An 11,745-nucleotide genomic window follows, 5' to 3' on the forward strand; every position below is an offset into this window, starting at 1 on the left:
CCCGGCGCCGTGGTCAGACCGCCGCCTCGGCGCGGAACCAGTCGATGGTGCGGCGCAGCCCGTCCTCGGCGGCCACCCGCGGCTGCCAGCCGAGCTTGTCCTTGGCCAGCGTGATGTCGGGGCAGCGCACCGCGGGGTCGTCCACCGGCCGCTCGATGAAACGGATCTCCGAATCCGACCCGGCGAGCTCGATGACCAGTTCGGCCAGCTCCAGCATGGTGATCTCGCCGGGGTTGCCGATGTTGACCGGGCCGCGCATGCCGTGGGCGGCCGCGGCGAGGATGCCGGCCACCGTGTCGTCGACGTAGCTCAGGGACCGGGTCTGGCCGCCGTCGCCGGTCACGGTGAGCGGTTCCCCGTCCAGCGCCTGCCGCACGAACGTGGGCACGGCGCGCCCGTCGTGGCCCCGCATCCGCGGACCGTAGGTGTTGAACAGCCGCACGATGCACGTGTCGACGCCGTGCGCGTCGGCGTACGCGGTGGTCAGCGCCTCGCCGAACCGCTTGGCCTCGTCGTACACGCTGCGCGGGCCGACCGGGTTGACGTTGCCCCAGTAGCGCTCGTCCTGGGGGTTCTGCCGCGGGTCGCCGTAGACCTCGGAGGTCGAGGCGAGGACGAAGCGGGCGCCCGCGCTCCGGGCCAGTTCCAAGGCGTGACGGGTGCCGTCGCTGCCGGTCGCCAGGGTGTGCAGCGGCAGCCGGAGGTAGTCGGCGGGGGAGGCGGGGGAGGCGAAGTGCAGGACCAGGTCGGGGGAGCGCCGCACCGGCAGCTCCTCGGCCACGTCGGCCTGCACCAGGGTGAAGCCGGGACGGTCGAGCAGGGGCGCGATGTTCTCCGGCCGGCCGGTGCAGAAGTCGTCGACACAGGTGACGGCGGCGCCCGCGTCCAGCAGGGCGGTGCACAGGTGGGAGCCGACGAAGCCCGCGCCGCCGGTGACGACGACGTGTTCCCATTCCCGCGAGATGACGGTGGTCATGTGCTCAGCCCTCCGGGACGTCGGTGGACGGGCCCGGGTACCCAGCGTGTCGGACCCCGTGCCAGCGTGGGCCGCCCGGCGCCCACCGGCACGGCGGGCTGGTACGAACCGGTGAGTGACGCGGCGTGAGGACCGCGGGAGCGGGCCGCGTCGGGAGGCGGGCGCGGGGCGGTGCCGCGTCGGGCGGTGAGCGTGGGGGGTGGTGCCGCGATCAGGCGGTGAGCGTGTGGTCCGGGTCCAGCCGGGCGACCAGGCCGTCCTGGTGGAGCGCGCGCACGGGAGCCAGCAGGTCGGGGTGGCGCAGCAGGACCGCGGCCCGGCTGTCGGCGTCGTCGGGGGCGAGCAGCCGCCGGAACTCGCGCGGGGCGCCGGTGCCGGCGGCGTCGTCCGCGAGCGAGGCCACCGCGCGCGCCGCCAGCAGGGGGTCGCCGAGCAGACAGGCCGCCCAGCTCGCCACCACCTCGTCCACCCAGGTCCGCCAGGCATCCGTGTCGGCCGGACCCGTCCCGTCCGCCTCCGCGGCGTCGGCGCCGGTGACCCAGTCGAGCCGGGCCGAGCCGCCGGGGCCCGCCAGACAGACGAGCGCGGCGTCCATGGCCGTCGGGTAGCGGAGCAGGGCCGCCACGGTCACCGCCTGCCGCGCCTGCACCTCGCACAGGGCGGCGGACAGCGCCCCGCCGGACGCGGGGAAGGAGCGGGTCAGCCACTGGGCGGTCGCCGCGACGACCGGGGAGAGTTCTGCGTGCACTGCGGGCCGTCCGTACGTTGGGTAAGGGGAGCCTTCCCTAAGCACCGTAGTGCCGAACGTGACGGGTCAGGAGTGACGCAAACCTCCTCGACGGCGTGGCGTCGGCCACACCGGCGCGGGCGGGCGGTCACCCGGCGGGCGGAGTGTCCCGGGGCCTCGCCGGGGCACCCGACGGCCATGGATCTCCTCAGCCGCCCCCTGGGCGACCGCACGCTGCCCCTGCTCATCGAGGGCTACGGCTGGCTGCCCAACCGGATGCGCGACAGCGCCGGCCCGGTGGTCCGCACACGGCTCCTCGGCCGGCCCGCCCTGGCGCTGCGCGGCCCCGACGCCGTGCGCTTCTTCTACGACGAGCGCAACGTGCAGCGGCACCGCGCCCTCCCCGAGCCGATCCTCGGCACCCTGTTCGGCCACGGGGCCGTGCACACCCTCGACGGCACCGCCCACCGGGCCCGCAAGGAGTTGTTCCTGCCCCTGCTGGAGCCGGACCGGATCGCCGCACTGGTCGACCACGTCACCGCGGCCTGGGACGAGGCGGTCCCCGGCTGGGGCGAACGGGCCGCCGTCACCCTCTTCGACGAGGCGAGCACCGTGCTCACCCGCGGCGTCCACCGGTGGGCCGCCGTCCCGCTGACCGGGCCGGAGGCCGAACCGGTGGCCCGGGACATGATCGCCATGGTGGACGGGTTCGCCACGGCCGGACCCCGCCACCTGCGGGCCCACCGGGCCCGCGCCCGCCAGGAGGAGCGGCTGTCCCGCCTGGTGGCCGAGGTGCGCTCCGGGCGGGCCGCCGCCCCGGCCGGCTCGGTGCTGGACCTGGTCTGCCGGCACCGGGACGCGGACGGCGGGCTGCTCGACGCGAAGACCGCCGCGGTCGAACTGCTCAACGTGCTCCGCCCGACGGTCGCCGTCAGCTGGTTCGTCGCGTTCGCCGCCCACGCCCTGCACCGCGGCCCGGAGCACCGGGAGCCGCTCAGGGCGGGCGACCCCGGGTTCGCCGTGGCCTTCACCCACGAGGTGCGCCGCTTCTACCCCTTCGTCCCCTTCCTCGGCGGTCTGGCCGTGCGCGACCTCCAGTGGCGGGGCGAGACCCTGCCGGCCGGGGGCCTGGTGGTGCTCGACGTGTACGGGCAGAACCACGACGAGGAACTGTGGGACGACCCGTACGCCTTCCGCCCGGAGCGGTTCCTGGGCGGCCCGGCCGGGCCCGACACGCTGATCCCGCAGGGCGGCGGCTCCCCGCGCACCGGGCACCGCTGCCCCGGCGAGGGCGTGACGGTCGGCGTCCTGGAAGCGCTCACGGTGCGGCTGGCCCGGCTGGAGTACACCGTGCCCGAACAGAACCTGACGATCCCGCTGCACCGCGTCCCGACCCGCCCGCGCAGCGGCGTCGTCCTCACCGGCGTCCGCCCGCCGTCTCAGGCGGCCGCCTGAGACCGTTCGTCCGCACCGGTCCGCACCGCACCGGACGAGGGGGCGGGATCAGCGCCGCTCCCGGGACGCCGCGGGCGCCGGGGTGACGGCGGACCGCCGACGCCCGACAGCCCGGCCGGCCCGCCCGATCCTGGCCGGCCGGAGTGATCCCCGATGCGGCGTGACCCGGATGACGTGACCCGAATGACGTGACCCCGGACGAAGTGAGCCCGGAAGCGGCGTGACTCCGGATGCGGAGAGGTCCCGTCGACCGAAGAGGGCGGCGGGCCCCCTGCCGCCCGGCGTCCTTCGTGGGGGACCGTGGTACGCGCCGCGCGTGCACCGGACGTCCGTGACGTGGGCGACGCCGCAGGCGCCCCCGAGCCGCGCCGTCGGCGCCCGCGCCGCCTCGCCCCGACGCCCCGGGCCGCCGGTGGGCGTCCGGGCCGCGGTGTCCGCCGCCCGGAGGCCGAACAGCCCCTCGCCGCAGCCCTCGACGCTGCCCATCGCCGCCCGCCGCCCGCCGCCCGCCGCCCGCCGCCCGCCCGCCGCTGCCGGTGGCGGTCCCGCCGTGCGTGCCGCTGTCCCGCGCGGGCGGACCCTCCGGCAGGGAAGGACTCCGGGGCCCCGGCGCGCTCTTCACGGGCCGTCCCTCGCCGCTCCGTTGCGCCGAGCTGCCCGCCCCGGGGCGGTTCCCGGCACGGACCACCCCGCAGCCCGCACGCTCCGGTCCACCGGTCGGCGGACCGTCGCACGGTGCCCGGCGAGGGCCGGGCCTGGGCCGGCGTGCCGGCGGTCGCCGGGGTTCCGCCGGGCGCCGGCCCGCTCCCTCGGCCCGCGGCGGGCATCCCCGTGGCCCACGCCGAGGGGACGCGTCCTCGGCTGCTCCTCGGCTGCTCCTCGGCGGGGTGAGGCGCGGTCAGGTGTGCTGCGCGGGCCGGGTGTCACGCCGCCCGGCGGCGGCACCCCGGCGCGCGGTGGGCGGGTTGGGGGCCCGGACGCCCCGTGTCCGGAACGTTGAAGATGTGACAGAAGTTATTTCTGAGGAAGTTGGCATGCTTCGTCCGAAATGGGTGATTCGAATGGTGAAGGTAACCGCTACGCCTCAGGGAGATGGTGTTATGCCTTCCGAAGAAAAGGTCATCCACGAGCTCACCGGTATCCGGAGCGCCGACATCGAGGCGGCACTCGACCCGGCCGAGGTCGACGGCGTGTACCGCGACAGCCGGCAGTGCGCCGCGCTGGCCCTGTCCTCCGGGACGACGCAGCTCCTTCTGTCGCCGCCCACCCCGCGGCCGAAGAAGGGCTGACCGGATCGACGGGAGTGACGAGATGGAGCAGTCAGGCACTTCGACCCTCTTGCAGGGCGCGGTGCAGGACCTCGCTTCCGGTGTGGTCTCCGCCCTTCGGGGCGGGGACCACGCGCACGTGCCCCCCGAGGGGGCCGACGGTGAAGCGGCGAGCCTCACGCTCGCGGCCGTACGCGTGGTCGGAGCCGACACGCTGCTGCCGGAGATCCTGCTGCACACCCCGCCCGACCCGGTGCGGCTCGCGGTGTTCCGCAAGGCGGTGGAAGCCTTCCCGCCCGGCACCGACGCCGCCCCGACGGTCCGGTGGAGCCACTGGGCGATGGCCCGCACGCTGCGCACCCTGGACCCGTCCGTGCCCCAGGGGCCGTCCGCCCGCCCCGACGCCGACTGGCTCGACGGGGCCGACTGGCGTCTGCTCACCCACCAACTCGCCGTCCTGGCACCGCTGGCGCTCCCCGGCGAGGACTGCGCCGTGGCCCGGGCCGCCGCGCACCGCCCGGTCGACGTGGCCCGCGGTTTCGTCCGCGCCGTGCGCCGCCGCGACTGGCGCCAGGCGGCCGGAGCCGGCCGCTGGCTCACCCTGCTGCCCGGCGTTCCGGACACCCTCGGCCTCGCCCAGGGCCTGGACTTCGTGGAGCTGATGGGCGGTCAGGACCCCCTGGTGGCCCTGCACGTCCAGGCGGCGCGCCTGGCCCGCACCGGAGTGCCGGCGTGACCGGGTCCGGTGACGGGCCGGCCCGCCGGGTCGCCGAGGACGCGCTCGCGTGGGTGACCGCACACCGCGACCGCTTCCTGCTCGGCGACGACGCCCTCGCCGCCGATGGGCGGGTGGACCGCAGTTGGAAGCCGCTCGGCGAACTCGCCCAGGTGTGCGCCACGGTCACCCGCCACACCGCACCCGCCGACCCCCTGCACGACCGGGCCGCCGCCCTGCTGGACTTCGCCTGGCGGCAGACCGCCAAGGGCGAGCTGTTCCTGGGGCTGCACCGCCTGGAACCCTTCGCCACGTACCCCCTGGAGGTGTACGCCGCCTTCGCCTCCGCCGGACTGCGCCACCCCCGCTACGAGGCGGCCGCCGCCGTCGTCGGCCGCACCCGGGGGTGGCGGCTCACCGAACAGGAGCCCACCCGGCGGCTCGGCGTCCTGCACGCGGAGCGGCGGGCCGGCATCCGGCGGCCCGGCGAGGGACCGCCCGCCGCGCGGCACACCTGGCTGGGCGGCCTGCCGGAACCCTGGACCTTCGAACGCTCCGCCGGGTACGCGCTCACCCACGTGGTCTTCCACCTCACCGACTGGGGCCGCTCGGCGGACGCCCTGCCGGCGGACCTCCGTGCCTACCTGGCCGCCTGGCTGCCCGCCTGGCTCGACACCTGCCTGGAGGCCGGGATGTGGGACCTGGCCTGCGAACTGCTGGCCGTGGCCGCCACCGTCCCGCACCCCGCGGACGACCCGCTGTTCACCGAGGGGTGGCAGCGCGTCCGGACGGCCCAGCGGCCCTCGGGCGCGCTGCCGGAGGAGGAGGGGACGCCCCCGGATCCGGCGCCCGGCCCGCCCGGCTCCCGCTCCGGCCCGGACGGCACCGACGCCGCGACCGCCGAGCGGTACTTCGCCGGCCACTACCACTCCACCCTCATGGCCGCCTTCGCGGCCGTCCTGACCGCGGTGCGGCCGACCGGCCCGCCCGCCGCCCCGGTGCGTCCCCATGGCGGACAAGGAGTGCCCGCATGACCGACACCCGTCTGATCAACCAGGTCTCGGCCGGCGCCCTCGAGTGGCTGTGGGCGCACCGCGACGGCTTCCGCCTGGAGACCGACGCCGACCCCGAGGTGGGCTTCCTGGAACGCTTCAAGCCCATCGGCGAACTCGCCCTGATCTGCAAGGTGCTGTTCCGCGAGGGCGTCTCCGGCTCCCGCCAGACCCGGCTGGCCCGCCAACTCCTCGACCACGCCTGGCGGGAGAGCCTCGACGGCGGCCGCATGCTGGTGCGCGGCCAGCGCGAGGAGCCGATCTCCCCGATCCCGTTCGAGGTGTACCTGCCGTTCCGCGAACTGGGCTACAGCCAGCCCGATGTGGAACGCGCCGCGGTCCTCAACCACCGCCTGGACGGCTGGACCGCCTTCGAGACGACCCCGACCCGCCGGCTGGGCCTGTCCGCCTTCCAGCGCCGGTTCGGCCTCACCCCCCGTCCCCCGGAGGCCGAGGCCCTGCACCGCACCTGGCTCGCCCGCACCCCCGAACCCTGGACCGTCGAGGGGCACATCGCCTACGACATCACGCACTGCGTGTTCCACCTGACGGACTGGGGGGAGAACCCCGAGGGCCTGCCGCCCTACCTCGCCGACTACCTCGCCACCTGGCTGCCGGTGTGGATCGACGACTGGGCCGACCTGAAGCGCTGGGACCTGCTCGGCGAGCTCCTGGTGGTCGACGCCTGCCTGCCCCGCCCCACGCTCGACGAGGCGGCCTGGACGGCGTTCGCCGCCGCCCAGCAGCCGGACGGCGCCATGCCCGCGGTCCGGGACATGCCCCTCGGCGACCGGGACGAGGTCTTCGACATCGTCTACCACCCCACGCTGGTCGCGGCGTTCGCCTCGGTGCTGGCCACCTCCCGCGCCCTGACCGCCCTGGCCCGCGCCTCATGACCGGCACCGTCCGCACACCCTGGCCCGGCCCACCGCTCCCGCCCGGCGAGCCGCCGTCCGCGCACCCGGACGGCCTCCGTCACGACCCCGCGCGGCCGGGCGGGGCGGCCCCGGACCCCGGCGACGCACGCCTGCGCGCCCGCCTCGCCGAGGCCGTCGCCGCCGCCGACGCGCCCGACGCCGTCTTCGCCGTCTCCCGCGGGGGCCGGCGCATCGTGTGCTCCGGCGGCACCGCCCCGCCCCCCGCCCGCCCCCGGGAGAGCCTGCGCTACGAGATCGGCTCGGCCACCAAGGCGTTCACCGGACTCCTGCTGGCCCGGCTGGTGCAGGCGGGCCGGCTGTCCGGCGGGGAGCCGGCCGCCGCCCTGCTGGGAGGTGACCCGGCCCGGGCCGGCGCGCCGCCCGTGACGCTCGCCCACCTGATCACCCACACCGCCGGCCTGCCCGCCCTCCCGCCCGGCTTCCTGGCCCGCGCCCTGCCCGCCTGGCACACCAACCCCTACGCCCGGTTCCCCGACGGCCGCGTGATCGCCGCGTTCCTGCGCCACCGCCCCCGCCACCGGCCCGGCACCCGCTGGCGCTACTCCAACTACGGCGTCGCCGTGCTCGGTCACGCGCTCGCCGCCGCCACCGGCAGCCCCTGGCAAAACCTCACGGAGGACCTGCTGCTGCGCCCCCTCGGGCTGCACGGCACCACCGTGCGGTCCGCCGCCGACGACCGGGACGCCACCGGTCACCGCGCCGACGGCCGGCGCCTTCCCCCCTTCGACCCGGGGGGCTTCCAGGCGGCCGGGGCGGTCCGGGCCACCCCCGACGACCTGCTGACGTTCCTGGAGGCCCACCTCGGCCCGGCCCGGTCACCGGACCTGGCGCCCGCGCTCGACGCCGTACGCACGCCCGTGCTGCGCCGGGGCCTCGGACACCGGCACGTCCACACGACGGCCTGGTTCCGCCACCCCACGGACGGCGGACCGCTCTACTTCCACGGCGGGGCCACCCTCGGCCAGCAGGCGTTCCTCGGCTTCCGGCCGGACACCGGCACCGCCCTCGCCGCCGTGTGCACGCGCCGCTTCCGCGCCCACGACCCCTTCGTGGCGGGCGCCTACGCCCTCCTCGCGGACGACTGACGGACCGGACCCCGCCCGGGCGCGAACCCGCCCGCCCCGCACACGGCGCGCCGGCGGCGGCCCGGAGGCCGCCGCCGGCGCGCGCCGTACGGTGGAGGGTCAGACCCGCTGCCACAGGGCCGGGGTGCCGGCCGGCGCCCACGCGCTCTGCGCCTGGTGGGTCTGCAGGCACCGGTAGCTGACGCCGTCGCGGGTCACCGTGGCACCCGCCTCGTAGACGCGGCCCGCCGTCCACGCCCGGGCGTCGCCGTCCTGCGGGAGGGGCGCCGCGGCCCCGTCGGCGGCCGTGGTCAGCGTGAGCCCGAAGTCGGCGAGCACCGGGTTGACCGGCTGGTAGAACGTCGTGCCGCCGCTGGTGCAGTCACCGGAACCGCCCGAGGTGACGCCCTGCGCCTGGGAGCCCGCGAGGTAGGGCCCGCCGGAGTCGCCCGGTTCGGCGCACACCGTGGTCCGGGTCAGACCGTCGACGCGGCCCTCGGCGTAGCTCACGCTCGTGTCGTGCTGCTCGATCGTGCCGCAGTGCCAGCCGGTGGTCGAGCCGGAGCGGCACACCGACGCGCCCACCAGCGCCTGCACCGAGCCGGTGACCTGGACGACCTCGCCGTCCTGCGCCTTCACGCCCGCGGTGGGCGTCCACTGGTCGTCGGTGGCCACCCACGCCATGTCCTTGCCGGGGAAGACGGACGCCTCGAAGGCGCCCTGCGCGGTGCGGTCGAAGCCGGTGGTCGGGTCACCGGGGCCGCCGCAGTGCCCGGCCGTGACGAAGCCGGGCCGCTCGCCCTCGGTGACGGAGAAGCCGACCGAGCAGCGGGCCGCATCGTCGATGTAGAAGGCGTCGCCCCCGGTGATGTCGGCCAGCAGGCGCGGCCGCTGCTCGGACACCTCGACGGTCACGTCCTCGCCCGCGAGTCCGGCCGCCTCGACGAAGCCGGCGCCCGCGGCCTCGCTGCGGGCCTGCACCACCACGCGGTTGGTGGGCACGTCGACGTACCACAGCGGGGTGTCGGCGGTGTCGCGGCCGGCGGCGGCGCCGTCCAGCTTCTCCTTGGCCGCCGCGAGTTCGGCCAGCGTCCGGGTGACGACCGCGGCCGTGGCCCCCTGGCCCTCGATGGCCGGGACGTCCGCGGCGTCGGTGGTCGCGACCGTCAGCTCGCCGGAGGTCGCACCGCGCACCCAGGCCCCGGCGAACCGGTCGCCCAGGGAGTTGCGGAGCACGCCCGCGCGGGCGCCCGCCTCCGCCTCGTTGACCAGACGCTGCGAGGCCTGGGCGGGTGTCAGTTCCAGGTCCCGCCCGAGGGCCTGCAGCAGGTGGGCCGGGGGCCGGTCGGCGCCCAGGGTCTGGGCGGCGCCGGGCACGAGCCCGGCGGTGGGGGCCGGTTCGGCCGCCACCGCGGACGGCGCGGCGGCCAGGGCGAGGGCGCCGAGGGCGGCCAGGGCCGTCCGTGCGGCGGTCCTGGCGTGTCTGTGGACCATGCGGTGGATCTCCTTCGTTCGGTGGTGGGCGTCCGCGAGCGGCCGGCGCGCCCGGGCGTCGTGCCCGGCGCCGGCCGCACCGTCCGGCACGGGCCCAGTCCTTGCCCGCGGCACCGGACGGGATGTCACCCGCGACCGCTTTTCGCGCTTTGGAGACCCCGCCGGGCGCCATGTGCAGTACGCACCCGGCCGGCGCGGGACCGGTCCCGCGCCGCCGCCGTCAGACGGGCCGCAGGCCGGGGGCGCCCGCCTCGGTGACGAAGGAGGCGGTGGTGGTCACGGGGGCGCCCGGTGTCGTCACGGCCGCGACGGTGCGGAAGTCGGCGCGGGCGCTGTGCCGTCCCAGTTCGACGCGCAGGTAGCCGCGCCGTCCGTCGTAGTGCTTGAGGTGCGGGTTGGCCCGCATGTAGGTGTCCCAGTTGGCCGGGCGTTCCACGCCGTCCCGGCCGCTGGCCACGGAGGTGCAGGTGAGTTCGGTGCCCAGGGTGGCGGAGTCGGGGTCGTCGAAGTCGTCCTTGATGTCGAAGGCGTAGCCGACGTGCACGTCCCCCGTCAGCACCAGCCAGTTGGCGAGACCGGCGGCCTTCGCGCCCGCGACGACCCGGTCGCGGCTGGCGCGGTAGCCGTCCCAGGCGTCCATGGACAGCTTGGCCTGCGCGTTCAGGTCCAGTCTGCGCTGCGAGAAGCACACCTGCTGGGGCATCACGTTCCACAGCGCCGTCGACGCCGCCCACCCGTCGGTCAGCCAGCGTTCCTGCGCGTGACCGGTCAGGGTGCGCGCCGGGTCGTCGGTCTCGGGGCCGGGGACGTGCGGCGCGTCGCCGTAGGCCTGGTCGGAGCGGTACTGGCGGGTGTCGAGGACGTCGAACTGGGCCAGCGAGCCCCAGTGGAGCCTGCGGTACAGCCGCGCGTCGGGGCCCTGGGGCAGCTGGGCGGCCCGCAGCGGCTGGTTCTCCCAGTACGCGCGGTAGGCGGCGGCGCGGCGCACCAGGAACTGCTCGGGCGCGCTGCCGTTCTCGTCCCGGTCGGCCGCGTAGTTGTTCTCGGTCTCGTGGTCGTCCCAGGTGACGACGAAGGGGTGCGCCGCGTGCGCGGCCCGCAGGTCGGGGTCGCTCTTGTAGAGCGCGTACCGCATCCGGTAGTCGGCCAGGGAGGACGTCTCGCGGTTGAACACCGGCGGCAGCACCACGTCGGTGTAACGGCGGGCGCCGCCCGCGGAGTTGACCGCGTACTCGTAGAGGTAGTCGCCGAGGTGGAACACCAGGTCCACGTCCTCCTGAGCGACGTGCCGGTGCGCCGTGTAGTAGCCGTCGTGGTACGCCTGGCAGGCCACGGCGGCCAGCCGCAGGCTCGTCACGGCGCTGCCGGCCGGGGGAGCGGTGCGGGTGCGGCCCGCCGGGCTGATCCACGCGCCGGCGCGGAACCGGTAGTGGTACGGGGTGCCGGGCACCAGGCCGCGCACGTCGACCCGCACGCTGTGGCCGTACTCCGGATAGGCGAGCGCCGTGCCGCGCTGCACGACCACGGCGAAGGACTCGTCGAGGGCGACCTCCCAGGACACCGACACCCGCTGCTGTCCCAATCCCCCGTCGGCCTCGAAGGGTGCCGGGGCGAGCCGGGTCCAGATGAGCACGGAGTCGGGCAACGGGTCCCCGGAGGCGACGCCGAGCGTGAACGGGTCGGTGGTGATGCGGGCGGCGTCGAGTTCGGTGGCGGCGAACGCGCCGCGGGAGGGGAGGTTGGTGGTGAACGCGAGGGCGGCGGCCGCCGCGGTGACGGTGAGGAAGCGACGCCGGGCCAGGCGCGGGGCGGCGGTGCGCAGTTCGGTGTCGTGCGGGGAGACGGCGTGCTCATGGAGGCGGCCGGTCGGCGCCATCTGGGGTCCTCTCGTGCGGGGGCGGGCGGGATCGGTCGACGAACGGCACGACGAGCGACAGGGCCCCCGGCGGTCGCCCCGCGCGGGCCGGCGGGCGAGCCCGGACCGGCCGGCGCGGTCCGCCGCCCGTGCCCGGTGTGTGGCGACAGCGATCACGGGAGGCGGCGCCTGCATGCTAAG

Annotated in this window: 10 protein-coding genes; 6 read left to right on the forward strand and 4 right to left on the reverse strand. The window is 76.5% G+C overall.

From position 1 onward, the window contains the following. Window positions 1-13: 13 nt before the first annotated feature. Both ACSU53_RS28965 and ACSU53_RS28970 read right to left on the reverse strand, forming a co-directional pair. Window positions 14-976, reverse strand: coding sequence for a UDP-glucuronic acid decarboxylase family protein (locus ACSU53_RS28965; RefSeq protein WP_437032505.1), 963 nt, complete (start codon window positions 974-976; stop codon window positions 14-16). A gap of 211 nt (window positions 977-1,187) precedes the next feature. Then, window positions 1,188-1,724, reverse strand: coding sequence for a hypothetical protein (locus ACSU53_RS28970; protein WP_437032507.1), 537 nt, complete (start codon window positions 1,722-1,724; stop codon window positions 1,188-1,190). Window positions 1,725-1,901: 177 nt separating this feature from the next. Between ACSU53_RS28970 and ACSU53_RS28975 the strand changes: the two genes are divergently transcribed. The 6 genes from ACSU53_RS28975 to ACSU53_RS29000 all read left to right on the forward strand — a co-directional run bounded on the left by ACSU53_RS28975 (window position 1,902) and on the right by ACSU53_RS29000 (window position 8,216). Beyond that, entirely contained in the window at window positions 1,902-3,158 is a 1,257-nt protein-coding gene (locus ACSU53_RS28975) for a cytochrome P450 (RefSeq protein WP_437032509.1), read from the forward strand. A 1,100-nt stretch (window positions 3,159-4,258) separates the two neighbouring features. Next, window positions 4,259-4,447, forward strand: coding sequence for a hypothetical protein (locus ACSU53_RS28980; RefSeq protein ID WP_437032510.1), 189 nt, complete (start codon window positions 4,259-4,261; stop codon window positions 4,445-4,447). Window positions 4,448-4,469: 22 nt separating this feature from the next. After that, complete coding sequence (locus tag ACSU53_RS28985) at window positions 4,470-5,162, forward strand: hypothetical protein (protein ID WP_437032512.1); 693 nt, start codon at window positions 4,470-4,472, stop codon at window positions 5,160-5,162. After that, complete coding sequence (locus ACSU53_RS28990) at window positions 5,159-6,175, forward strand: DUF6895 family protein (protein ID WP_437032514.1); 1,017 nt, start codon at window positions 5,159-5,161, stop codon at window positions 6,173-6,175. Before ACSU53_RS28985 ends, ACSU53_RS28990 begins: the two co-directional genes overlap by 4 nt. Next, window positions 6,172-7,089, forward strand: coding sequence for a DUF6895 family protein (locus tag ACSU53_RS28995; protein ID WP_437032516.1), 918 nt, complete (start codon window positions 6,172-6,174; stop codon window positions 7,087-7,089). Before ACSU53_RS28990 ends, ACSU53_RS28995 begins: the two co-directional genes overlap by 4 nt. Then, window positions 7,086-8,216, forward strand: a complete 1,131-nt coding sequence (locus tag ACSU53_RS29000) for a serine hydrolase domain-containing protein (protein ID WP_437032518.1) — start codon at window positions 7,086-7,088, stop codon at window positions 8,214-8,216. Before ACSU53_RS28995 ends, ACSU53_RS29000 begins: the two co-directional genes overlap by 4 nt. A gap of 99 nt (window positions 8,217-8,315) precedes the next feature. On the opposite strand, the gene ACSU53_RS29005 is transcribed toward ACSU53_RS29000, so the two are convergent. Both ACSU53_RS29005 and ACSU53_RS29010 read right to left on the reverse strand, forming a co-directional pair. Then, window positions 8,316-9,689, reverse strand: coding sequence for an alpha-lytic protease prodomain-containing protein (locus tag ACSU53_RS29005; protein ID WP_437032520.1), 1,374 nt, complete (start codon window positions 9,687-9,689; stop codon window positions 8,316-8,318). Between the two features lie 220 nt (window positions 9,690-9,909). After that, entirely contained in the window at window positions 9,910-11,565 is a 1,656-nt protein-coding gene (locus ACSU53_RS29010) for an alkaline phosphatase D family protein (RefSeq protein WP_437032522.1), read from the reverse strand. Between the last annotated feature and the right edge of the window lie 180 nt (window positions 11,566-11,745).

Source organism: Streptomyces sp. enrichment culture (assembly GCF_964273255.1).
Taxonomy (GTDB): Bacteria; Actinomycetota; Actinomycetes; order Streptomycetales; family Streptomycetaceae; genus Streptomyces.